Genomic DNA, 22,842 nt, shown 5'->3' on the forward strand with positions numbered 1-22,842 from the left:
TTTTATGGAAATATTTCAGGCCGCTATTTTAGGCATTATTGAAGGACTAACCGAATTCCTACCCATTTCATCTACAGGTCATTTGATTGTTGTCAGTGATTGGCTGGGAATTGAACAAACCAAACAGAACACTGCCTTTGAAGTGATTATTCAGGTCGCAGCCATCTTGGCCATTTTTTCGCACTACAAAGAAAAATTTTCGCTGCAACATCTTCGGCTTTGGAACAACGTTCTGATTGCCTTTTTACCCATTGCAATCATCGGGTTTATCTTTCAAGACACTGTGAAAGCCTTTTTTACCATTGAAACCGTCGCCTGGTTTTTCATTATCGGCGGTCTGATTTTCCTCGTCATGGAAAAGCTGTATGTGGACGGCAAACACCGAACCCAAGACATAGAAGACTTAACAATAAGACAAGCTTTTTGGATAGGAATCATTCAAGTGTTTGCCTTAATTCCCGGAACCAGTCGTGCTGGCGCATCGATTGTCGGCGGTGTAATGATGGGGTTGGACCGAAAAACAGCGGCTGAATTTTCATTCTTACTCGCCTTGCCGGTGTTAATGGCAGCTTCTGGTTTGGATTTGCTCAAGCATTATGAAGACTTCAACAACACCAGCTGGACCCCTTTAATGGTTGGATTTTTAATGGCTTTCCTTGCCGCTTGGCTGACCATCAAAGTGTTTATTAAATTCCTGCAAACCTTTACTTTCAATGCATTTGGGGTATATCGTATTGTCTTTGGAATTGTGTTATTAATTTGGTTCGTTTAATGCGTTAACCTGATATCAAAAGGACTGTCATGATGCAGCTGTACACTACTCAAAGCACGCAAGCGATTGAACGTTTCGCCATTGATCAGCAAAGCATTCCTGGACTCCTTTTGATGAAACGCGCCGCTTATTTTAGCTACCAGACCCTTCGAAGATGCTATCCCGATTCACAAAATGTTCTGGTCGTCTGCGGCACGGGCAACAATGGCGGCGATGGATTGGCTCTGGCGCAGTATGCACTGATTGACGGTTGCAATGTTTCCATTGCGTTACTGGGATCACAAGATAGAATTAAAGGTGACGCCCAAACTTGTTTGCAGGAATGCCTGGCACTTGGCCTCTCGCCGCAACCGTTTGACTCTGCCTTACTTGAAAATGTCGACACGATTGTGGACGCGGTGTTTGGCACAGGTTTAAATCAGCCAGTGACCGGAAAGTACGCTGAGATTTTTGAACGCTTGAACGAAACGCATACGCCCATTCTGGCACTCGATATTCCCAGCGGTTTACAAGCTGACACCGGCAACATCTTAGGCACGGCGATTCGTGCCAGCCACACTTGCACATTTATCACCCATAAGCCGGGACTCTACACTTACCTTGGCCCCGAAACGGCAGGCAAAGTTCATTACAGTCCATTATTTCTAAATCAGAGCAACTACAGCGGACATCCTCCTATCGCTGAAAGCCACTCTCTCAAATATTGGCTAAACCAACTGCCTAAAACGCCTGCATCGAGCCATAAAGGCACGCGAGGCACCCTCTTGCTGATCGGCGGAAACCATCATATGATGGGCGCCATTCAGTTAGCCAGTTTGGCTGCTTTAACCACAGGAGCAGGCCTGGTCAAAATCATCACCCAAACTGATCACTTAACGGCTTTAACCCAGGCTCAGCCTGAACTTATGACTTACACCCAACAAGATTTTGAGCAACAAGCCGCTTCGGCTAAAGTCATTGGCATTGGCCCCGGATTGGATCAAGATGATTGGGCAGTTGATCGCTTCCATGAGACGCTTAATCAAGACATACCCAAAGTGTTAGATGCCGATGCATTAAACCTGTTAGCGAAATCGCCGCAACAAGATGATGATTGGGTGCTTACGCCCCACCCGGGAGAGGCAGCCCGATTACTGGGAACATCAACGGAAGCCATTCAAAGCAACCGAATCGAAGCCGTCAAAAGACTGCAACAAAAGTATGGTGGCGTCATTGTATTAAAAGGCAATGGCACCTTGGTTTACGATGGTAAGCAAATGGAATTGTGCACCGCTGGCAATGCCGGCATGGCAGTGGGCGGAATGGGAGATGTTTTAACCGGTGCGATCACCAGTTTTATCGCACAAGGCATGGATTTATATTCCGCTGCATGTTTAGGGGTTTCTCTACATGCACATAGCGGCGACACTCTAGCCAATCAAAAAAGCCAAGCCGGAGTCATTCCTTCCGACCTGGCTTTGGTAATGAGTCAGCTGTTAAGCTATGCCAGCAAAAATGCTTGAGTTAGACCTTAGGCAGAAACGCACTCAGCTGATTGATTTGCTGATAAAGCTCATCTTCACTGTCCGCCACCAAGTTGATATGCCCGAGTTTTCGCCCCGCTCTTTCAGCTTTATCGTACAAATGCAAAAAAGCCTTCGGCATCGTCAAAACGTCTTTAACGGGGCCTGTTTCACCAATAATATTTACCATGGCGGCAATTTCCTGGCGCGGTGAGGTGTCACCCAACGGCAATCCGGTAATCGCCCGAATATGATTTTCAAACTGACTGGTCAATGCGCCTTCGATTGTCCAATGCCCTGAATTATGAACTCGCGGTGCCATTTCATTCGCCACCAGTCCATCCACCGTTTCAAAAAGCTCCAGCGTTAACACGCCGACATGATCCAACTCATCCAACAAAGCTTTCATATATTGTTCAGCCTGAGTTTGAACCTCTTCTGAAATCTGACGGGCCGGTGCGATGGTGTAACGTAAAATCCCTTCATGATGGACATTCTGCACCAGCGGATAATAAACATGCTGATTATCAACATTACGAACCGCGACAATGGAAAGCTCGCGGCTAAAATCGACAAAGCCTTCCAAAATAAGTTCTCGCCCGCCGACTTCCTTCCAGGCCTGGTCAATTTGAGTGGTTTCTTTAATGACAAACTGACCTTTACCGTCATAGCCTTCTGTGGTGGTTTTCAACACGGCAGGCAACCCAATTTCATCCACCGCTTGTGTCAAGCTTTCTAATGAATCCACCACTTGATAAGGAGCACAAGGAATATTTAAGCTATCAAACATGCCTTTTTCACGGCCACGATGTTGAGAATAATACAGCGACTTTTCCGCCGGAAAGACCGGAGTGGTTTCGGCAATTTTCCGAACCAACTCAACCGATGTATTTTCACTTTCATACGTCATGACATCGGAAAAGGCAATCAGCTCCGACAAGGAAGACGCTTCATCTTTTTCTGTATACATATGCCCCAACAGTGCCGAAGGTTCTTCATGACTGGCGCCTAAAAACCCGAATTTTTGTCCTAACGGATAGCCGGCAATCGCTAACATGCGACCAAGTTGTCCGGCACCTAAAACACCAATCTTTTTTGTCACTGGGGTCATATCATTCCTCAAACTGAAATCTCTGTAACAGAATCAGCCGACAAAGTCGGCTGATTTTCTTAAAAAGAATATTTTACGTTAAAAGTTTTGCGAGATTGAAATTAATCTTTTAAGGGAGGGTCGGATCAGGATTTTCTAAAACGAACTGAGTTTGAGCTTCTCGAAACGCTCTGACTTTCTCTCGTACCGCAGCATTTTGGTTGCCGACGATTTGCGCCGCCATAATACCGGCATTCTTCGCACCTGCTTCACCAATTGCAAGCGTTCCGACTGGGATGCCGCCCGGCATTTGTACGATCGATAACAAAGAGTCCTGACCGCTTAATGCACGGGACTGCACCGGCACACCTAAAACAGGCACAATGGTTTTAGCCGCAACCATACCGGGTAAATGAGCTGCACCGCCAGCCCCCGCGATAATGACTTGCAGCCCACGTGCTTCCGCTTCTGACGCATACTCAAACATCAAGTCGGGTGTACGGTGAGCCGACACGACTTTCACTTCATGTGCCACGCCGAATTCTTCAAGCATTTCAACGGCCTTTTCCATGGTTGGCCAATCTGACTTGGACCCCATAATCACACCCACCAACGGGATGTTACTTCCTGTTTTTGCGGTCGACATACTTTCGTACCTGTTTTGAAAAAAGCCGCTAATTTTACATGACTTCTGTAGATATGCAAGCAATATCACTCAAGAGCATAAGCGGCAAGTCTTTGTTACTATTAATTTTTATATATTTTAGACTAGAACGGCACTGAGGAGAAGGTTGATATTAAGCGCGTAATAATCCGACTTGGCGAGAATCCACTACATAATAAGTATTCCCCCCTTCTGACTTCGCTCCTTTCTTAGCGCGAGTCGCGTAGGAAGATAATTTTTGTGTATGGTCAAACACCCCTGGATGAACCAGCAAAACGCCAAGAGAAAGCGTCATCATTGGGAAGAAAACCTCTTTACCGGATCTATCTTCGGTATAAATCCCACCATGCTCACGGTCTTCCCGAGTATAAAAACTGGCCGTAGCCCCTTGGAAGCCGGTCAAAATACGCTGACAAATTTCTTGATACGCCAACATAGGAATCACAACCACAAAATCATCTCCACCAACATGTCCAATAAAACTGGATTGCTGCCCCACCGCATCCTGGAGCACTTTTGCCACTTCACTGATCACTTGATCCCCTTGTTCAAAACTATAGTAGTCGTTATAAGGCTTGAAGTTATCCACATCCACATAAATCACAACAAAGGGCAGTTGTTTGTCCAAATACTCTTGAATCGTATTCTGAATAGGGACATTCCCTGGCAATCCAGACAGTGGATTGGCATATTGTGCACTTCGAATTTTCAAATCGGTAATCACTCGAAGCAGTTCCATAAAGGAACCATAACCTTTATAAAGTCCTTTTTCAGTAATGATAAAGGTTCCTTTATCATAAGAGCCGTTCTCGGTAATCTCACGACTAACCTCGACTAAAGGCGTATTCCAGTCAAAAACAAGCGGCGCTTTATCCATGACTTTTGAGATGTTCTTTCGGCCATGCAAGTCACGTCCGAATTTACTGGCCAATAATTCGATCAATTCTCGTCGCCACACCACACCATGCACCACTCCCTGCTCCACTATCGGCACAAATTCAACACCAGGGCGATGCAACAACTCTTCCGTAATCGCATCTACCGTGGTGTCTGGAGGCATCGTAAACGCTTCACGACACAACAACTTCACCGTCTCTTTCGGGCTGGCGATGTCTTTAATGGATTCACGCCACTGGTAATCTAAGGTCAGTGCGGTTGAAGGAGAAGGTTTTTTCAATAAGAACCCCTGAACAAAATCCACACCAAGCTTCTCTAAGATTTGCAACTCGGCTTCGGTTTCCACCCCTTCGGCGATAATTTTGGTGCCTAAGCTTTTTGCCAGCGTTAGAATCGTTTCCATAAACCGATATTTATCGGCTTGCTTATCAATGTTGGCAATGAAGTGTTTGTCAATTTTGACAAAATCAGGCTTTACTTCCGACCATAGCTTCAACCCATTATAGCCCGATCCCAGATCATCAATTGCCACCTTAAACCCCATCTTGCGGTAGTGCTTGATGGCGTTCAAGAACAACCCGCTGTCTTCAACCGGTTGCAGTTCGGTAATCTCAATAACCACTTGGCGAATATTCAAACCGTAGTACTGCAAACAATCCAGCGTAAGCCCCGTGCGATGTTCGGTATTCATTAAAGAACTGACGGAAATATTTAAGAACAGCTTGGCTTGATTTTGATGTGTCGAAACCGCTTGCATATAGTTTTTAATGGAAACTCGTCGGGCCATCAAATCCATCTCAAGTAAACAGTTGTGCTCCGATGCAACATTAAACAAGTTGGCGGGCGAGTATAATGCTGAATCTTCCGGACCACGGGTCAATGCTTCAAAAGCATAAATCGAACGTGTTTTAAGCCCCACAATCGGCTGAAAATGGGTGCTGATTGCCTGTTGCTCAAATACCTGCTGAAGCTCTCGCCCCAAGTGCGTGTTTTGCAATCCCGTGCTTTTTTCGGCTGGCAATACGACTTTTTCCACATCAAACCCTTTATGATCCTGTTAACGCTTGTTGGAACGCTGAGATAAAACGCTTCCTTAAAACTGTTTGCGGATAATAGCAAAATGATTTTTTATGAATATGACAGTTTCGTGATACACCTATCCGTGCTTCCTGTTGAAATAATAACTATTTTCGGTAAAAAGCATAAAAAACTTGCATCACACTGCTTTTTTAAAGAAAATGGCGACCTAGCGCCGATTTGAATCATCAGCTTGCGGGCGCATAAAAAGTACGGCTAAAGCGAGGAACTGTCTATGTAGTATTCCCGCCTGATATCCCGTATCTCAACTTTGTATTGAATAAACTTTGAGGACACGACCCCATGACAACCACAGTATTTACTTCTGAATCCGTCTCCGAAGGCCATCCGGATAAAATTGCAGATCAAATCTCCGACGCGATGTTGGACGCCATTATGAAACAAGACCCTAAAGCCCGCGTGGCATGTGAAACCTTTGTTAAAACAGGGATGGTCATGCTAGGTGGCGAAATCACCACTTCAGCCTGGGTAGACCAGGAAGAATTGGTTCGTCAGGTCGTTAATGACATTGGTTACAATCATGGAGACTTAGGGTTTGATGGCGAAACTTGCGCTGTGCTAAGTTCTATTGGCAAGCAATCGCCAGAAATTGCTCAAGGCGTGGATGAATACGATGACCACGAACAAGGTGCCGGCGACCAAGGGTTGATGTTTGGATATGCTTCGAATGAAACCGATGTTCTGATGCCGGCTCCGATTTATTTTGCCCACCGCTTAATGGAAAAACAAGCCGAACTACGAAAAGCAGGCAAGCTTGACTGGTTAAGACCGGACGCTAAAAGTCAGGTCACTTTACGCTATGAAGACGGTCAGCCTGTTGCCGTGGATGCCGTCGTATTATCGACGCAACACGCTCCCGAAGTGGATAACAAAGACCTGCATGAAGCCGTTATGGAAGAAATCATTAAACCTGTTCTACCGGAAAACTGGCTGCACTCGGGAACTCAGTATCACATCAACCCGACAGGACGTTTTGTCATTGGTGGCCCGGTTGGCGATGCGGGACTGACAGGCCGCAAAATCATAGTGGACACTTATGGTGGCATGGCTCGACATGGTGGCGGGGCGTTTTCCGGAAAAGACCCTTCCAAAGTTGACCGCTCAGCTGCATACGCAGGGCGTTATGTTGCTAAGAACATCGTGGCTGCAGGCTTAGCCGACAAATGCGAAATTCAGGTTTCTTATGCGATTGGGGTGGCGGCACCGACGTCGATCAGCATTGAAACATTCGGCACGGAAAAAGTGGCTGTTTCTTTGATTGAAAAGCTGGTACGCGAACATTTTGATTTGCGCCCGAAAGGCCTCATCGCAATGCTGGATCTGTATCGCCCGATTTATCAGAAAACAGCCTCTTATGGTCATTTTGGTCGCGAATTACCCGAATTCACTTGGGAAAAAACAGATAAAGCGGCGGCATTAAAAGCAGACGCGGGTCTGTAAAATCAAAGCAATACAAGAGGATTTAATCGGATAAAACAGCCAGACCTGGTCGTTTTTATTCGGTTAAACACAAGGAAACCTTATGCAATCTCAACAGAAATACGAGCAAAAATTGAGTTTAGAATTTTTTCCGCCACGAACAGAAAAAGGCGTTGAGAAACTGAAAACGGTCATTGAAGAGCTGGGAACGATCAACCCTGAATATATGTCTGTGACTTATGGAGCAGGTGGAACCACTCAAAACCGAACCATCGAAACCGTTGAGTACATCCAAACACAAACAGCTTTTGACGCCGCCCCACACTTAACGTGTATTGGCGCATCAGAAGAGAGCGTTCTTGAATTATTAGACCGTTATGAAGCCATGGGAATCAAGCGCATCGTGGCATTAAGAGGCGACTTACCTTCTGGCATGATGGATCCAGGCGAGTTCAAATACGCCAGTGATTTAATTGCTTTTATTCGTCAGGAACGTGGCGATACCTTCAAGCTGGAAGTGGCGGCCTACCCGGAAACCCATCCACAGGCGCGTAACTGTGACATCGGCATCAAATGGTTCAAACACAAAGTGGATCAAGGAGCGGATTCGGCCATTACCCAATATTTTTACAACGTGGACAGCTATCTGTATTTCATCGACAATTGTGAACGTTCAGGAATTGATTTACCGATTGTGCCCGGCATTATGCCGATCACAAACTATGAAAACCTGATTCGTTTTTCAGAAGGGTGTGGCGCAGAAGTTCCTCGCTGGTTAAAATGCCGTCTGGAAAGTTTCGGCGATGATACCGACAGCTTAAAAGCGTTTGGGGAAGATGTTGTCACTGAACTCTCTCAGAGATTACTTGACGCTGGCGCACCAGGGCTACATTTTTACAGCATGAACCAATCTGCCCCTACGCTTAATATTGTCAATGCGTTAACCTTTAAAAACACCTAATGCTAATTGAGTGGTTCTGATGAGAATTCCTCGCTTTTATTTACCAAAGACCTTCCAGGAAGGGCTGTCTATTTCTCTAGACAAATCGCAAGCGCACTATGCCTTGACGGTTTTACGGTTAAAAGATCAGCGTCCCGTTGAAGTGTTTGATGGCAAAGGCCATCAAGCGCATGCCACACTCCAGGTCACAGGGCGTAAAACAGCGGATGTGTTAATCGAACACTGTGAATCGGTCAATACCGAATCGCCTCTGCAAACAGTATTGCTACAGGGCATTTCAAAAGGCGATCGAATGGACTACACCATTCAGAAGTCGGTCGAACTCGGTGTTACGGCTATCCAACCGCTTTTCACTGAGCGCTGCGACGTCAAACTGACGGGAGATCGATTGAATAAAAAACAAACCCAATGGCAAGACATTGCCATTAATGCCTGTGAGCAATCCAACCGTAATATTGTCCCAACAGTTTTACCACCACTCTCTTACGGTGACTGGCTAAGCACACACAAAAAAGTGTCGGGACTGGTGTTGAGCCCAACAGCTGAATATACCCTGCAAACGCTACCTTCTTCGTTATCAGAAAAAACGATATATTTACTCATTGGGCCGGAAGGCGGCTTAACCGAAGAAGAGGTCTTACAAGGCACTCAACAAGGACTGACTTCCATAAGATTGGGACCGCGCGTTTTACGAACAGAAACCGCGGGTGTGGTCGTTTTATCCGCATTGCAAACCTTATGGGGTGATTTTCGTTAAACTGAGATTCAAGAAATTTCAATGTGAATCTGTATAATTAAAACTCAATAGAATAAATTAGAGAGCACTATGCCAACAGTCAATCAGGTACCTCATCTACAAACGGCTTTAACGGGCCCTTTATTGGAATTGGAGCAACATCTTCTAAACCATCAAGCGGATATAGAATGTTGGTTTCGAAAACAATTCAAGCAGACCCCTGCCCCGTTTTACGCCTCGGTTGATTTGAGAAACGCCGGCTATAAATTAGCGCCGGTTGATACCAATCTGTTCCCAGCAGGCTTTAATAACTTACACCCTGATTTACGCCCACTGGCCATTCAAGCCGCACAAAGCGCCATCACACAAGCGTGTCCCATTGCCGATGGCGTATTACTAATTCCGGAAAACCATACACGTAATCAATTCTATTTAGAAAATGTCGTCGTTCTGCAGGAGATTTTGATTTCCGCCGGCTATGAAGTTCAAATCGGTAGTCTCAACCCAGAAATTACGGAAAACACCACCATTGACCTTCCTTCTGGCAAAAAACTCACGTTAAAGCCATTAGTCAAAAAAGACGATCGTGTCGGCGTGGAAGATTTTTTCCCTTGTGCCGTGCTATTAAACAACGATCTGTCCAGCGGTCGCCCGGAAATTTTAGAAGACATTGACCAAACCTTGCTTCCGCCACTGGATTTAGGCTGGGCGAACCGGTATAAAACCGAACATTTTGATCACTATAAAAATGTCAGCAACGAATTTTCAAAAATCATCGAAATCGATCCTTGGCTCATCAACCCGATGTCTTTGCAGTGTGGTCCGGTCAATTTCAAAGACCGCACGGGGCTGGAATGTTTGGCAGGCGCGGTCAATACCGTTTTGCAGGAAACCCAACAATATTACGATCAACATGACATCGACAGCGAACCATTTGCGATTGTAAAATCTGACAGCGGGACCTATGGCATGGCAATCATGTCGGTCAATACACCAGACGATGTACTTAACTTGAACCGTAAGCAACGTAACAAAATGTCTTCCGCCAAAGAAGGCTTGGTGGCCGAACAAATGCTGGTTCAGGAAGGGGTTTACACCAATGAACGCATCAATGATGCGGTGGCGGAGCCGGTGGTGTATATGATGCATAACCAAGTCATCGGCGGATTCTATCGTGTCCACACCGGCAAGGGGTCTACCGACAATTTGAACTCCCCAGGCATGCACTTTGAATCGATTTCATTCCAAAGTTCTTGTGTGATGCCGGATCAAAACCAAGCACCAGATGCCGGTCCAAACCGCTTCTACGCTTATGGCGTCGTCGCCCGCTTAGCCCTATTAGCCGCGGCACGGGAAATTGCAGCTTCTAAAAATGCCAGCGAGGTTGAAAAAGCATCATGAAACCATGCAAAGTCGGCATCGTCATGGACCCCATCTCGGAGATAAAACCCTACAAAGACAGCTCTTTTGCCATGCTTTTAGAAGCACAACGTCGTGGCCATGAGCTGTTTTACATGCAACCGGAAGATATTTTTTTAAAAAACGGTCTACCTAATGCAACGATTACCGAACTCAAGGTTTGGGATCGCGCGCAATCGGACACCTCTTCCCAGTTTTATGGATTCGGTGCCAGTTATGATACAGCCCTTTCAAGCTTAGATACCATCTTGATTCGACAGGATCCACCATTTAATAACGACTACCTGTATTCGACCCATATGTTGGAGCTGGCTGAGGCCGAGGGGGTGTTAGTCGTGAATAAACCGCAATCCTTAAGAGATGCTAATGAAAAACTGTTTGCCAGCTGGTTTCCGAACTGCATTCCGCCAACCTTGGTTTCAGCGAATGCAACTCAACTGAAAACATTCATTAACAACCATCAAGATGTTATCTTAAAACCACTTGATGCAATGGGCGGCGCATCGATTTTTCGAGTCAAACAAAACGACCCGAACATCAATGTCATTATTGAAACCATGACTGACCATGGCCAACACCACATTATGGCGCAGATTTATTTGCCAGAAATCAGGCAGGGGGATAAACGTATCCTTCTGATTAACGGCGAACCGGTTCCCTATGCGCTTGCACGAATCCCTGCTGAGGGCGAAACTCGGGGGAATATCGCAGCTGGAGGCAAAGGAATTGGCATTGAGCTTTCTGAACGCGATCGTTGGTTGTGTGAGCAGATTGCCCCGACCCTTCAGCGCAAAGGATTGCATTTTGTTGGACTGGATGTCATTGGTGATTACATTACTGAAATTAATGTCACCAGCCCGACCTGCATTCGCGAGTTGGATGCTCAATATAATTTAAATATCGCCGGACAGCTGTTTGACCACCTAGAGTCTCTCCGAGCATAATCTCTTACCTTTAAATGCCCAGGCCTGGGCGTTTTAAAGGCCGGTAACGGAATAACCCTGTCTGCTTTTATTTGGAGAAAAAACGCCGTTTTATGACTTCCTTCTCTTTTCGACCGCTTCCGATTTTTAAAGGGCTTAGCTTTTTTTTGCTACTGCTTGTTTTGAGTAGTTGTTCCCAACCATCCTATGAAAAAGTACAGCAAACTTTTTATGTGTTTGGCACTGAAGTGCAGGTAGAAATCGTCGACACGCCAAAAGACAAAGCACAACACGCCATTCAAACCATCGAAGCACGTTTTCAGAAATTCAATCGCGATTGGCACGCCTGGGAACCGGGCGGCATCATTGCCAAAATCAACACAGCCATTTCGCAGCAAAAGCCCATTGAAGTACAGGAAAGCATCAAAGCTTTTATTTTAAAATCAAAAAAACTGGCTGCCGAATCCGATTATTTATTCGACCCCGGCATTGGTCAACTGGTGAATCTATGGGGCTTTCATTCAGAAGACTGGCATGGCCCGCCACCGTCACAAAAAGTCATCCAGCAATGGCTAACAAGCAGACCATCCATTAAAAACATTCACTTTAAAGGCAATCGCTTAATCAGCGATAACCCAAATGTGCAACTCGATTTTGGTGGCAATGCAAAAGGATTAGCGCTAGACATTGCCATTCATAGTTTAAAATCTGTTGGCATCCAAAATGCGATTGTGAATATCGGTGGCGATATGCGGATTATTGGTTCCAAAAACCCAAATCGACATCAAGCCTGGCGTATAGGCATTCAAAACCCAAAACACCCGGGACAGATTTTAGCGGCAATCCAAATCCAAGGGGACGAAAGCATCGTGACATCAGGTTCTTATCAACGTTACTTTGAATGGAAAGGAAAGCGTTACAGTCACATCATTAACCCGAACACAGGCTATCCGGCGGATCACTTTATTTCCGTCACTGTAATTCACAAAGATGCCACCACTGCGGATGCGGCGGCGACAGCCTTAATGATTGCCGGCCCCAAGCATTGGCAAAAAATTGCACAACAAATGCAGATCACAGAGGCATTCATGGTTGATGACAATCAAAAAACCTATGTCACACCGGACATGGCAAAACGTATGCAATTAATAAATGAGGATTCAGATTAAAAAAACGCTCCAAATCTCATGTTATCCGCCATAGGTCATACAAACTGATATAATTCGAATTTATGGAACATTTAAACTCTTTGGAACACCACTTTCTTATCGCCATGCCCAATTTGACGGAAAGCTGGTTTGATAAAACCGTGATTTATATTGTCGAAGACAATGAACATGGCACGATGGGGCTGGTCATTAATTTAGAACATAATTTAACCGTTCCAGAATTACTCGACCACTTTGAGCTGACAGTGGAAGCACCGGAAACCTATGCTGATCAGCCTGTATTGATGGGAGGACCCGTTGATTTAGAACATGGATTTATTTTGCATGAACCTCAAGGTGCTTGGCAAAAAAGCCTTCCTTTACGGGACAACCTCGCCATGACGGTTTCTGAAGACTTCTTAAAAGCCATGGCAGAAGGCACTGCTCCAGAAAAAACGGTGGTGTGTTTAGGGTTTTCAGGCTGGGAAAAAGGGCAACTGAATGACGAAATTCAAGCCAACAATTGGCTGACGATTCCTTATAATGAAGCCCTATTGTTTGATGTTCCTCATGATCAGAAGTGGCAAGTGGCTTTAAACACGCTCGGCATTTCCCCCGAATCGCTGAGTATGGATGCCGGTCATGACTAAGCCAGTTGAAGGCGTCGTGATCGGTTTTGACTTTGGTTTAAAGCGTATCGGGGTGGCGATTGGACAGACCATTACCCGCACCGCCACCCCGGAAGCGATTGTGGCCAGCAAGGATGGCAAACCCGACTGGGAACATATTACTCGCCTGTTTGAGGAATGGAAGCCAAGTGCGATTGTCGTTGGGTTGCCGATGCGCTTAAATGGAGAAGAACAAGCTTTAACACAACCTGCCCGTAAATTTGGACAGCGCTTGAGTGGCCGTTATCAAAGACCGGTTTTTTATATCGAAGAGCAACTGAGCTCTATTGAAGCTGAACAACGCAAAACAAAAACCAGTCAACCGATGGATGATCACGCCGCGCAAATTATTTTAGAAAATTGGTTAGACGCTCTCTAAATATCAAAAGGAATTTCAATGAGACTCTCAACGCCCAACCTCCAACTGAACGAACAAGGAAAGTTGCGCCACTTTTTAACCATCGAAGGGTTAAAACAACATCATTTAACCGAAATTTTAGATGTTGCAGAAAGTTTCATTGACCCCGTGACTGGTGAGATCAGCAAAGTGCCTAATTTGCATGGTAAAACCATCATGAATTTGTTTTTTGAGCCCAGTACCCGAACTCTCACTACGTTTGAAATTGCGGAAAAACGACTCTCCGCTGATGTCGTGAACCTAAACATCGAAACCTCTTCCACCAAAAAAGGGGAGACCTTACTCGATACACTTTGGAACTTAGAGGCCATGCTTGCCGATGTGTTTGTGGTTCGCCACAGTGAAAGTGGCGCAGCTCACTTCATTGCTAAACATGTCGCCCCCCATGTTCATGTTGTGAATGCAGGCGACGGACAGCATGCCCATCCAACCCAAGCCATGCTGGATATGTTTACCATTCGCAAACACAAGGGCGATATTTTTGATCTCAAGGTCGCCATCATCGGCGATGTGCAACACTCCCGCGTCGTCCGTTCCCAAATCCAAGCGCTCAGCATTTTGGAAGCACGTGAAATCCGAGTCATTGGCCCTCAAACGCTCATGCCTTCGCATCCGGAAGCCTTAGGGGTACATGTTTACGATCATATCGAAGAAGGTTTAGACGGAGTGGATGTCATTATCAATGTCCGACTGCAAAACGAACGCATGAAGAGCGCCCTGCTACCAAGTGAAAAAGAATTCTTTAACTTGTATGGTCTCACGAAAGAGAGACTGAGTTACGCCAAGCCCGATGCTATAGTCATGCACCCTGGTCCAGTAAACCGCGGCGTGGAAATCGATTCTGAAGTCGCCGATGGTCACCAATCCGTTATTTTAGAACAAGTCACTTATGGCATCGCGGTTCGTATGGCGGTGATGAGTATCATCATCGATAACGCCAAGCAACTGAACGCAGATAGACAAACCACGAAAAAGGTAACAGAGGAGGCTCGCTCTTGAGACTTTTAATCGAAAATGCTCGTATCATTGATCCGAGCCAACAAATGGATCAAGTATCGAACCTTTATATCTCTCGTGGACGTATCCTTAAAATCAGCGACACCGATCCGGAAGGCTTTACAGCGGATCAAGTGATTGATGGTGCGGGAAAATGGGTGTTGCCAGGCCTGGTCGATTTACATGCCCGCCTTGCAGAACCCGGTAGCCGTTATGAAGGAAACATTGCATCAGAAACCAAAGCGGCTGTCTCCGGGGGCATTACCACCATCTGCAGTCCACCGGACACCAACCCAGTGAATGACACACAAGCAGTCACTGAACTCATTCAGCGTCGTGCTCGCCAAGCAGCTACGGCATTCGTATTGCCGATCGGAGCACTGACCCAAGGGTTGGAAGGCAAAATGCTCAGCAATATGGCGGCATTGAAAAATGCCGGCTGCATTGCTCTGAGTCAGGCCAGTCAACCCATACAAAACCCGCTGACAATGAAAAATGCGATGGCTTATGCAGCCAGCAATGAAATCTTACTCATGCTACGCTGCGAAGACGCCGAACTGAAAAATAATGGTGTCGTGCATAGTGGTGTGATTAGCAGCCGTTTGGGTTTGTCTGAAATTCCAGCTTCCGCAGAAACCGCGGCACTGGCGCGTGACTTGATTCTGGCTGAAGAAACCGGCGCACGCGTCCATTTCTCCCAGATATCCACCGCACGTTCTCTGGAAATGATTACCGATGCGAAAAAGCGAGGCATGCCGGTAACCTGTGATGTGGCCATCCACCAGCTGCACCTGACCGAATATGATGTGATGGACTTTGATTCCTTGTTCCATGTGACGCCGCCATTACGAACGCATGAAGATAAAGAAGCCCTGCGTCTCGGCGTTAAAATGGGCATTATTGATGCCATTGTCAGTGACCACACGCCTTTGGATCGTGATGTCAAATTACTGCCGTTTGGAGAAAGTGAGCCAGGTATCAGTGGATTGGAAACCTTACTGCCCTTAACGTTAAGATTAGTCGAAGAAGGCGTTCTCGACCTCAACACCGCTATCAGCGCCTTAACGCAACGCCCGGCCGATATTCTGGGCATTCATAACGGCAGCTTGATTGAAGGGCATTATGCCGATTTCAGTTTATTCAACCCTGAAACACCTTGGATATTAAACCGCTCAGAAATGGTCAGCCAAGGGGATAATTCACCTTTCCAAGGGTGGGAGTTCACCGGGCAAATTGAAACGACTTATTTCCAAGGCCGCCCCGTCTATCGTAACAATCAAGTATAAAGAAATAGCGTGTCGGTGGTTTTACAGTTTATCCAACAGATAGAACAGCCGAATGGCTATTGGCTAGTAGAGTTTGAGCAGAAAAACACGCAACCTGTGCCTGTTAATTTGCAACTCACGATAAATGAAATTGCCTTGCAACTGTTTGCCCAACAGGACAACCGGTTACAATTTCTGACAACTCAGGCAGTGTCCTTACCCCCGGGTAGCGAATTTAATGCCTCAAAAAACAGCCAGGCCTGGCTATTTTTACCGGAACTCGTTAACAATCTGTTACCAAACCACCCCATTCTGATCGTGGCTTCGGGAATCGAAATGGCCACGGCTTTTTATCTTTCCAAAACGTTATCTCAAAACTTTGACGTACGAACCATTTTACATACAGCAGATACTTTTCCTTTCCAAATCAAACCGGCGCGGTTTATGTTCGCTGATTTCCCGGCTTATGCCATTGGTGCTTCCACATTACTGGAAGATTGGAAAGTGCCCAATCGCCTTTGTTGCAATACTTTTCTACCGGGAAGCTACGAAGGCAGTCTCTCCGAACTGTTGACAGAATGGACGCCCCCTTCCGACTGGCAAACCCTCGACTGTAATCAACTTTAACCTAGCTTAATAACGTCGTTTAATCCGTTTCGTTGGCTTCTTGCCGTAACTCTCTTGCAACGTTTTCTAACGACTTGGCGGCTTTATGCGACACTTCCGAGTGCACCACGCCCAAAGCAGCGGTAATCAACGTTTCCAATTCTTGAAAATGTTCTTCGGTAATGACATCCACTTGATCGTCAGAAAGCATTTGTTGAAAACGCTCTACGACTTCTTTAGCGTGTTTTTGATAATGTAAACTCATTCTGACCTTTCCTTTACGCTTTAATCTTCTTTAAACACATCTTCACCACTGCTGATGATTAATGGATCCTGTTGTAACACGCCTTCGTTTTTGTCCTCGTAATCAAAATAATTCAAAATAAAACGCATAGCTTCCAGTCGGGCACGCTTTTTATCATTTGATTTGATGACCGTCCAAGGCGCCTCAGTGGTATTGGTGTAAAAGAACATATCTTCTTTCGCTTTGGTGTAATCATTCCATCGATCTAAGGATGCCAAATCCATCGGACTGAGCTTCCATTGTTTAAGGGGGTCGTTTTTTCGGGCATTAAAGCGGCGTAATTGCTCTTCTCGCCCGACTGAAAACCAAAACTTCATCAGGTGAATACCACTTGCGGAAATCATGCGCTCAAATTCAGGTGCCTGATGCACAAACTGATTGTACTGAGGCGGGGTACAAAATCCCATCACGCGTTCCACACCCGCGCGGTTATACCAAGACCGGTCAAAGAGCACCATCTCTCCCGCAGTGGGTAAATGTTGCACATAGCGTTGAAAATACCATTGGCCTTTTTCAGTTTCACTCGGCTTATCCAAAGCCACCACTCTCGCGCCACGAGGATTTAAGTGCTCCATGATGCGCTTAATGGTGCCCCCTTTTCCTGCCGCGTCTCGACCTTCAAACAAAATCACCAAACGCTCACCGTTGTGTTTAATCCACTTCTGCAGCTTCAAGAGTTCTATTTGCAATAATTTTTTGGTTTCTTCATACTCGGAACGAGACATTTTCTCGGTATAGGGATAACTCACATCACTGGATTGAATTTTTTTCATTTATTCTCCTGACTTTCAACACAAGGTGATTTACATCACGCAAAGAACTCAAATTAAACAACCTGATTATTTATAATCTTTTTCTTCTATTCTACGCTGGTGGCAATCCACCCCATAATGAAATATATTAATAAACCATACAAACTCATTTTATACAGGGCATTTTTATGACTACCTCTCTGATACAACGTTATCAAAACGTCCAGAAGCGGATTGATGACGCAATGCTGTCAGCCAATCGTACAGACCACATCCAATTATTGGCCGTGAGTAAAACCAAACCTATTGAAGACATTGTCGCTTTGGCCGAAGTTGGACAGCGCGCTTTTGGGGAAAATTACGTTCAAGAGGCACTGGATAAAATAGAACAAAGGCCGGACTTGGAATGGCATTTTATTGGGCCGATTCAATCCAACAAAACCAAACCTATTGCAGAAAATTTTCACTGGGTTCACAGCGTAGACCGTTTTAAGATTGCACGTCGCTTGTCTGACCAACGACCAGATAACTCACCAAGCCTCAATATCTTATTGGAAGTCAACATCAGCAATGAAACCTCCAAAGCCGGGTTTTCTCCAACTGAAATTTTAGACGTCGCCAAGCAAGTCCTAGAGCTGCCTCATCTTACCTTGCGAGGACTGATGGCCATTCCAGCCAAAACCCATTCTCATGAAGAGCAAAAAGAACCGTTTCATCAAATGAAAGTGCTTTTAGATTCTTTGCAAGCAACCTTTCCAGGCCAACCTATTGATACCTTATCGATGGGAATGTCAGCTGATCTAGAAGCCGCAATTGAAGAAGGCGCAACCATTGTTCGAATCGGCACAGATATCTTTGGTGCTCGCACCTAAAAACATGCCGCTTGAAAACAAAAAACCGAGTCCATGTTTAAATACAGACTCGGTTTTTTATTATGTCACCAATCTTTAGAGTAAAGACTCATTTCTTTCACTCTTAAGTCTCAGAGGTTAGCTGCTCATCTTTTATCGCCGGCTCAGAGGGAGGATTTCCTTCTTCACTCTTATGGGCTAACGGTTCCACTTCGACACCGCTAGGCTTTAATGTTTGCTTATCCAGTCCGGCAGCTTCCGCTAATTGATCATGGAATGATTTCACACGATCGTACCAAGTCGAAAAATTGGTTTCATCTCCTGCTCTTTGCGAGACGGTTCCTGCCAATAAACGATCAAAGGTTTCTCGTGCATTCACAAACTTTTCATTCATCTTCTCAATGATATTTTGCCAGTTTTGTAAATATGGCGGCAGTTGAGCGATTTGACCTTTCGTTTCTTCTGAAGGTTCTGCTGCCTGTTGTTCTGTTCCTTTGTAAGCATTCGCTTGCTGGTACGCCACGGTTGCACTTTCTGTTTTCTGTAAATTCAAATTAAAGCTTTTGATCTGACCAAAATCGATTTCCAGGCTTTGTACTTTTTCAAACGCTTTCTCAATATCACCATTAAAGAACTCGCTCGCCAGTTTGTCGACTTTTTCGAAGACGTCATAAACCGCTTTCAACTCATCTTCATTCAGATCACCCTTAATGGAAAACCCAAAACGCTCTTGAAAAGCCGTTGCCTCCATAGCTTCTGTGCTTTCAAAATAACGAGCACCTTTTGGGCCTTCTTGCATAGATTGCTCTTGCTTATAAGACTGGTATTGTGCGTACAATTGTCGAAAATCGACTTGAACAACATCCCCCTCTTGGGTTTGCAAGCTCATCGTCATGGTTTGACTGTACTGATAGGATTGCTGATATTTTTCTATCGCTGAAGCCGCTTGCATCCCTTTCGTTGTTGGCGAATAGACATCAGAAACCGATGAAGCAGCACCATCGCTATTATCTTGAGCCGCCACACTTTCGGCTCGGTGCTTAGCTTTTAACGCTTCATCCAATGCACTGGCTGACTTTCTATCATGATTCTGCATATAGTTGACAGAATCATTTTGAGGTGTAATAGTTGCCATAAGAAAATTCCTTTTCTAATTCTGAGAGGGTAACCCGCTTTCACCTAAACGACTCCCTTATTATTATTTTATAGCTTACTGTATATGTAACGGCCACTGCACTATAAACTTTACTAAATTAATTTAAAAATCAATAAATTATTTCAAACCCCTCTTTCTTCAAGGGAAATCTCTCCATTCTTTACTAAAAATTTCCTTCCAAATATAGGGCTTTTTTGCTGCAACGCGATTTCATAAATTTGATGATTCACCATCAAAACGCTTTCTTTTGGTTGCATTCCAACTATTTTCGCTTATCCTTAACGAACCAGTAAACTTACTTAATATTGTCTTACAAAAGAGACGCCTTTAACTGAAAAAGAGAGTGTTATGTTTGAAATTGCAAAGCAGCGATTGAGTGACGTTTTTAAACATATTGACGTAGAAGAAGAAGTGATTACTCGACTCTCCGTGCCGAAAAGATCCATTAAAGCCAGTATTCCGGTTCGAATGGATGACGGCAGCCTTCGTATCTTTACCGGTTATCGTGTGCAATATGATGACACACGCGGCCCCACCAAAGGCGGTATTCGTTACCATCCTCGGGTCAACGAAGATGAGGTGACCTCTTTAAGCTTCTGGATGACCGTGAAATGCGCCGTGGCCGGATTGCCTTTTGGTGGCGCCAAAGGCGGCATCACCGTTAACCCAAAAGAACTCTCTCAGTTAGAAATTGAGCGCCTCTCTCGCGGGTACATTCGGGCCTTTGCAGATGTGATTGGAGAAACGCGAGACATTCCGGCACCGGACATGTACACCAACGCCACCATTATGGGGTGGATGGCAGATGAATACTCCATCATATCTCGCCAGCAAGTTCCTGGCATTATTACAGGAAAACCCGTTCACTTGAACGGCTCTGAAGGTCGCACACAAGCCACTGGCCAAGGCGCATTATTCTGTTTGAATGAATACGCACGCCGTCAGGGCTGGGACATTAATAACACCACCGTCGCGGTACAAGGATTTGGGAATGCCGGGTACCATTTTGCTCGCCTCGCGCAACAAGAAGGATATCGAGTGATTGCAGTCTCTGATTCCAGCGGGGGCATATTGACGCCAAGTGGCCTGAACATAGACGATGTCAAACAGTACAAAGATCAGACATCTGAACTGCAAGCCGTCTATTGTGATGGTTCTGACTGCAAAGTGATCGAACATGAAAAATTAACCAATGAAGAATTACTGGAACTGGAAATTGATGTTCTGGTCTTAGCAGCGATGGAAAACCAGGTCACACAAGAAAACGTAGACAACATTCAAGCCCATACCATTCTTGAAATTGCCAACGGGCCGGTATCCCCGCAAGCGGATGAAGTACTTTATGCTAAAAACATTCAAATCATTCCAGATGTGTTGGCGAATGCGGGCGGGGTCACCGTCAGTTATTTTGAATGGGTTCAAAACCGCGCGGGCTTTTACTGGGAAGCAGATGAAATACGAGCCAAATTGGCTAAAATTATGCAACGAGAGTCTAATATTATTTATGACCTAGCCATTCGTTATGAAACCTCTTTGAGAACGGCGGCTTATATTCATGGCATTGAACGATTAGCTGGGGCGATTAACCAACGAGGAAACTGTAAATTCTTTAAAAAAAATTAAGTGTTGCAACATGATTTTTTAGCGGTCAGACTTACCGAACCTGACAGGAATTCGTTATAATAGCATCATATAAAATTGCGGTTCAGACCATTTGAACACCACTCCAATTTAAACGAAAAGAGATTTGCCCATGAATTTAACCATTTGCTTTATTGGCGCTGGAAACATGTCGATCAGTTTGATTGGCGGACTGATTGCCAGTGGATACCCTAAAGACAAAATACGGGCAACAGATCCCTCTGAAGCAAGACGGCGTGACATAACGCAATCCATGGGAATTCACTGCAGCGAAGATAATATTGACGCCGCCAAAAACTCGGACATCATTGTTTTAGCGGTCAAGCCGCAAATGCTGGAATCGGTTTGTCAGGAATTGTCGGCAACCCTTCAGGCAAAACGCCCATTAGTGATTTCAATTGCCGCTGGCGTCCGATCAACGGATATTGACTATTGGCTGGGTGGCAATATGGCCATTGTGAGAACCATGCCAAACACGCCGGCTTTAATTCGCAGTGGCGCAACCGGATTATTTGCCAACAACGCGGTAAATGACGCACAAAAAGAACAGGCCGAACATATTCTCCGTGCCGCGGGCATTACGGTTTGGGTCCCAAAAGAAACAGATTTAGACATCGTTACCGCGATTTCAGGAAGTGGACCTGCATACTATTTCTTGTTTATGGAAGCTATGCAACAAGCTGGACAAAAACTTGGCCTGGATGAATCAACGGCACGTTTATTAACCATTCAGACGGCCTTTGGTGCCGCAAAAATGGCGCTTGAAAGTCCCGATGATTGCGCAACGTTAAGACAAAAAGTGACCTCGCCAAACGGCACGACTGAAAAAGCCATTCAAAGCTTTGAAAGCCATCAATTACGCGAAACGATTGAAGAAGCGATGAAAGCGGCTAAAGATCGTGCTATTAGCCTGGCCAACGAGCTGGGGTCCACCCAAACAGATTTTCAGAATAAAACAGGAGAAAAATAATGTCACCAGTCGGTCAAGGTGGTTTGTTCTTAATTCAATTTTTAGCAGGCCTGGTTATTTTTACCCTACTGTTACGTTTTTTCATGCGTGCAACCTATGTCGATTGGCGACACCCTATCGTGACCTTTATTGCCAAAGTCACCAACCCATTGTGCGCCCCACTCAATACCATTTTACCGAAACCACACCGCTGGGATTGGAGTGCCATTTTGACCGCTATGTTGGTACAAGCGCTTTTAGTCATCTTAATCGGATTTTTAACGGATCGTAGTTTTGGGGTGGGGTTGATTGTTATTTCTTCTGTCACCGAGGTTATGAACCAACTTCTGGATATGATGTTCTGGCTGATTATCATTCAAGTGATTCTAAGCTGGGTGTCGCAGGGCTACAATCCAAACACAGCGATTTTCGATCAAATGGCACAACCTATTTTAAGCCCTTTTCAAAGACTGATTCCTCCGATGGGTGGACTCGATTTATCGCCGATTGTGGCCATCATTGCCATCAAATTGACACAGATTGTCGTTGTCGGTTCCATTGCGCAACTGGGCCAAAACATGTTGCTTTAGGATGAATGCCAGGCCGT

Annotated in this window: 23 protein-coding genes; 17 read left to right on the top strand and 6 right to left on the bottom strand. The window is 45.4% G+C overall.

The window, feature by feature from the left end; all coding sequences use genetic code 11:
- Nucleotides 1-4: 4 nt before the first annotated feature.
- Complete coding sequence (locus GHNINEIG_RS09605) at nt 5-772, top strand: undecaprenyl-diphosphate phosphatase (RefSeq protein ID WP_135796449.1); 768 nt, start codon at nt 5-7, stop codon at nt 770-772.
- Nucleotides 773-801: 29 nt separating this feature from the next.
- The gene (locus tag GHNINEIG_RS09610) at nt 802-2,274 is read left to right on the top strand and encodes an NAD(P)H-hydrate dehydratase (protein WP_135796450.1); all 1,473 of its coding nucleotides are present in this window, start codon (nt 802-804) and stop codon (nt 2,272-2,274) included.
- 1 nt (nt 2,275) lies between these two features.
- Here GHNINEIG_RS09610 and GHNINEIG_RS09615 read toward each other — a convergent pair whose 3' ends face one another.
- The 3 genes from GHNINEIG_RS09615 to GHNINEIG_RS09625 form a co-directional block, all read right to left on the bottom strand.
- Entirely contained in the window at nt 2,276-3,385 is a 1,110-nt protein-coding gene (locus GHNINEIG_RS09615) for a 5-(carboxyamino)imidazole ribonucleotide synthase (RefSeq protein ID WP_135796451.1), read from the bottom strand.
- A gap of 109 nt (nt 3,386-3,494) precedes the next feature.
- On the bottom strand, nt 3,495-4,010 hold the full coding sequence (gene purE / locus GHNINEIG_RS09620; protein ID WP_223260871.1) for a 5-(carboxyamino)imidazole ribonucleotide mutase: 516 nt from the start codon (nt 4,008-4,010) through the stop codon (nt 3,495-3,497).
- A 151-nt stretch (nt 4,011-4,161) separates the two neighbouring features.
- Nucleotides 4,162-5,961: a GGDEF domain-containing protein gene (locus GHNINEIG_RS09625; protein WP_135796452.1), complete on the bottom strand. Its 1,800-nt coding sequence runs from the start codon at nt 5,959-5,961 to the stop codon at nt 4,162-4,164.
- Nucleotides 5,962-6,305: 344 nt separating this feature from the next.
- Here GHNINEIG_RS09625 and metK point away from each other — a divergent pair, with 344 nt between their 5' ends.
- The 11 genes from metK to GHNINEIG_RS09680 all read left to right on the top strand — a co-directional run bounded on the left by metK (nt 6,306) and on the right by GHNINEIG_RS09680 (nt 16,603).
- Nucleotides 6,306-7,463: a methionine adenosyltransferase gene (gene metK / locus GHNINEIG_RS09630; RefSeq protein WP_135796453.1), complete on the top strand. Its 1,158-nt coding sequence runs from the start codon at nt 6,306-6,308 to the stop codon at nt 7,461-7,463.
- A gap of 82 nt (nt 7,464-7,545) precedes the next feature.
- Nucleotides 7,546-8,403 carry a methylenetetrahydrofolate reductase [NAD(P)H] gene (gene metF, locus GHNINEIG_RS09635; protein WP_135796454.1) on the top strand — a complete coding sequence of 286 codons (858 nt, stop codon included), beginning with the start codon at nt 7,546-7,548 and terminating at the stop codon, nt 8,401-8,403.
- A 19-nt stretch (nt 8,404-8,422) separates the two neighbouring features.
- A complete protein-coding gene (locus tag GHNINEIG_RS09640; RefSeq protein WP_135796455.1) occupies nt 8,423-9,160 on the top strand; it encodes a 16S rRNA (uracil(1498)-N(3))-methyltransferase in 738 nt (245 codons plus the stop codon).
- Nucleotides 9,161-9,229: 69 nt separating this feature from the next.
- The gene (gene gshA / locus GHNINEIG_RS09645; protein ID WP_135796456.1) at nt 9,230-10,540 is read left to right on the top strand and encodes a glutamate--cysteine ligase; all 1,311 of its coding nucleotides are present in this window, start codon (nt 9,230-9,232) and stop codon (nt 10,538-10,540) included.
- Nucleotides 10,537-11,502: a glutathione synthase gene (gshB, locus tag GHNINEIG_RS09650; protein ID WP_135796457.1), complete on the top strand. Its 966-nt coding sequence runs from the start codon at nt 10,537-10,539 to the stop codon at nt 11,500-11,502. Before gshA ends, gshB begins: the two co-directional genes overlap by 4 nt.
- Before the next feature lie 146 nt (nt 11,503-11,648).
- Complete coding sequence (locus GHNINEIG_RS09655; protein WP_223260872.1) at nt 11,649-12,650, top strand: FAD:protein FMN transferase; 1,002 nt, start codon at nt 11,649-11,651, stop codon at nt 12,648-12,650.
- 62 nt (nt 12,651-12,712) lie between these two features.
- Nucleotides 12,713-13,279: a YqgE/AlgH family protein gene (locus tag GHNINEIG_RS09660; protein WP_135796459.1), complete on the top strand. Its 567-nt coding sequence runs from the start codon at nt 12,713-12,715 to the stop codon at nt 13,277-13,279.
- Nucleotides 13,272-13,676, top strand: a complete 405-nt coding sequence (ruvX, locus tag GHNINEIG_RS09665) for a Holliday junction resolvase RuvX (RefSeq protein ID WP_135796460.1) — start codon at nt 13,272-13,274, stop codon at nt 13,674-13,676. Before GHNINEIG_RS09660 ends, ruvX begins: the two co-directional genes overlap by 8 nt.
- Before the next feature lie 18 nt (nt 13,677-13,694).
- A complete protein-coding gene (locus GHNINEIG_RS09670; RefSeq protein ID WP_135796461.1) occupies nt 13,695-14,714 on the top strand; it encodes an aspartate carbamoyltransferase catalytic subunit in 1,020 nt (339 codons plus the stop codon).
- Nucleotides 14,711-15,997, top strand: a complete 1,287-nt coding sequence (locus tag GHNINEIG_RS09675) for a dihydroorotase (protein ID WP_135796462.1) — start codon at nt 14,711-14,713, stop codon at nt 15,995-15,997. Before GHNINEIG_RS09670 ends, GHNINEIG_RS09675 begins: the two co-directional genes overlap by 4 nt.
- 9 nt (nt 15,998-16,006) lie before the next feature.
- Nucleotides 16,007-16,603 carry a hypothetical protein gene (locus tag GHNINEIG_RS09680; protein WP_135796463.1) on the top strand — a complete coding sequence of 199 codons (597 nt, stop codon included), beginning with the start codon at nt 16,007-16,009 and terminating at the stop codon, nt 16,601-16,603.
- Between the two features lie 19 nt (nt 16,604-16,622).
- Here the strand turns inward: GHNINEIG_RS09680 and GHNINEIG_RS09685 are convergent, their stop codons facing one another.
- Together GHNINEIG_RS09685 and ppk2 are read right to left on the bottom strand one after the other, a co-directional pair.
- Nucleotides 16,623-16,847: a hypothetical protein gene (locus GHNINEIG_RS09685; RefSeq protein ID WP_135796464.1), complete on the bottom strand. Its 225-nt coding sequence runs from the start codon at nt 16,845-16,847 to the stop codon at nt 16,623-16,625.
- A gap of 20 nt (nt 16,848-16,867) precedes the next feature.
- Nucleotides 16,868-17,659 (bottom strand): polyphosphate kinase 2, encoded by a 792-nt coding sequence (gene ppk2, locus GHNINEIG_RS09690; RefSeq protein ID WP_135796465.1) that lies wholly within the window; start codon nt 17,657-17,659, stop codon nt 16,868-16,870.
- 167 nt (nt 17,660-17,826) lie between these two features.
- On the opposite strand from ppk2, the gene GHNINEIG_RS09695 reads away from it, so the two are divergent.
- Complete coding sequence (locus GHNINEIG_RS09695) at nt 17,827-18,510, top strand: YggS family pyridoxal phosphate-dependent enzyme (protein WP_135796466.1); 684 nt, start codon at nt 17,827-17,829, stop codon at nt 18,508-18,510.
- 103 nt (nt 18,511-18,613) lie between these two features.
- Here the strand turns inward: GHNINEIG_RS09695 and GHNINEIG_RS09700 are convergent, their stop codons facing one another.
- Complete coding sequence (locus tag GHNINEIG_RS09700) at nt 18,614-19,624, bottom strand: hypothetical protein (protein ID WP_135796467.1); 1,011 nt, start codon at nt 19,622-19,624, stop codon at nt 18,614-18,616.
- 369 nt (nt 19,625-19,993) lie between these two features.
- Between GHNINEIG_RS09700 and GHNINEIG_RS09705 the strand changes: the two genes are divergently transcribed.
- The 3 genes from GHNINEIG_RS09705 (at nt 19,994) to GHNINEIG_RS09715 (ending at nt 22,825) form a co-directional block, all read left to right on the top strand.
- Nucleotides 19,994-21,268: a Glu/Leu/Phe/Val family dehydrogenase gene (locus GHNINEIG_RS09705; protein WP_135796468.1), complete on the top strand. Its 1,275-nt coding sequence runs from the start codon at nt 19,994-19,996 to the stop codon at nt 21,266-21,268.
- Nucleotides 21,269-21,398: 130 nt separating this feature from the next.
- Nucleotides 21,399-22,256: a pyrroline-5-carboxylate reductase gene (proC, locus tag GHNINEIG_RS09710; RefSeq protein ID WP_135796469.1), complete on the top strand. Its 858-nt coding sequence runs from the start codon at nt 21,399-21,401 to the stop codon at nt 22,254-22,256.
- Nucleotides 22,256-22,825 carry a YggT family protein gene (locus tag GHNINEIG_RS09715; protein ID WP_135796470.1) on the top strand — a complete coding sequence of 190 codons (570 nt, stop codon included), beginning with the start codon at nt 22,256-22,258 and terminating at the stop codon, nt 22,823-22,825. The genes proC and GHNINEIG_RS09715 overlap by 1 nt, the downstream gene beginning before the upstream one ends.
- Nucleotides 22,826-22,842 lie beyond the last annotated feature (17 nt).

It is taken from the genome of Hydrogenovibrio crunogenus, from assembly GCF_004786015.1.
Classification (GTDB): domain Bacteria; phylum Pseudomonadota; class Gammaproteobacteria; order Thiomicrospirales; family Thiomicrospiraceae; genus Hydrogenovibrio; species Hydrogenovibrio crunogenus.

What these genes read in the sequence shown, in the direction of transcription:
- GHNINEIG_RS09605 (WP_135796449.1), top strand. Translation starts at nt 5, where the DNA reads ATGGAAATATTTCAGGCCGCTATTTTAGGCATTATTGAAGGACTAACC.
- GHNINEIG_RS09610 (WP_135796450.1), top strand. Translation starts at nt 802, where the DNA reads ATGATGCAGCTGTACACTACTCAAAGCACGCAAGCGATTGAACGTTTC.
- GHNINEIG_RS09615 (WP_135796451.1), bottom strand. Translation starts at nt 3,385, where the DNA reads ATGACCCCAGTGACAAAAAAGATTGGTGTTTTAGGTGCCGGACAACTT.
- purE (WP_223260871.1), bottom strand. Translation starts at nt 4,010, where the DNA reads ATGTCGACCGCAAAAACAGGAAGTAACATCCCGTTGGTGGGTGTGATT.
- metK (WP_135796453.1), top strand. Translation starts at nt 6,306, where the DNA reads ATGACAACCACAGTATTTACTTCTGAATCCGTCTCCGAAGGCCATCCG.
- metF (WP_135796454.1), top strand. Translation starts at nt 7,546, where the DNA reads ATGCAATCTCAACAGAAATACGAGCAAAAATTGAGTTTAGAATTTTTT.
- GHNINEIG_RS09640 (WP_135796455.1), top strand. Translation starts at nt 8,423, where the DNA reads ATGAGAATTCCTCGCTTTTATTTACCAAAGACCTTCCAGGAAGGGCTG.
- gshA (WP_135796456.1), top strand. Translation starts at nt 9,230, where the DNA reads ATGCCAACAGTCAATCAGGTACCTCATCTACAAACGGCTTTAACGGGC.
- gshB (WP_135796457.1), top strand. Translation starts at nt 10,537, where the DNA reads ATGAAACCATGCAAAGTCGGCATCGTCATGGACCCCATCTCGGAGATA.
- GHNINEIG_RS09660 (WP_135796459.1), top strand. Translation starts at nt 12,713, where the DNA reads ATGGAACATTTAAACTCTTTGGAACACCACTTTCTTATCGCCATGCCC.
- ruvX (WP_135796460.1), top strand. Translation starts at nt 13,272, where the DNA reads ATGACTAAGCCAGTTGAAGGCGTCGTGATCGGTTTTGACTTTGGTTTA.
- GHNINEIG_RS09670 (WP_135796461.1), top strand. Translation starts at nt 13,695, where the DNA reads ATGAGACTCTCAACGCCCAACCTCCAACTGAACGAACAAGGAAAGTTG.
- GHNINEIG_RS09685 (WP_135796464.1), bottom strand. Translation starts at nt 16,847, where the DNA reads ATGAGTTTACATTATCAAAAACACGCTAAAGAAGTCGTAGAGCGTTTT.
- ppk2 (WP_135796465.1), bottom strand. Translation starts at nt 17,659, where the DNA reads ATGAAAAAAATTCAATCCAGTGATGTGAGTTATCCCTATACCGAGAAA.
- GHNINEIG_RS09695 (WP_135796466.1), top strand. Translation starts at nt 17,827, where the DNA reads ATGACTACCTCTCTGATACAACGTTATCAAAACGTCCAGAAGCGGATT.
- GHNINEIG_RS09700 (WP_135796467.1), bottom strand. Translation starts at nt 19,624, where the DNA reads ATGGCAACTATTACACCTCAAAATGATTCTGTCAACTATATGCAGAAT.
- GHNINEIG_RS09705 (WP_135796468.1), top strand. Translation starts at nt 19,994, where the DNA reads ATGTTTGAAATTGCAAAGCAGCGATTGAGTGACGTTTTTAAACATATT.
- proC (WP_135796469.1), top strand. Translation starts at nt 21,399, where the DNA reads ATGAATTTAACCATTTGCTTTATTGGCGCTGGAAACATGTCGATCAGT.
- GHNINEIG_RS09715 (WP_135796470.1), top strand. Translation starts at nt 22,256, where the DNA reads ATGTCACCAGTCGGTCAAGGTGGTTTGTTCTTAATTCAATTTTTAGCA.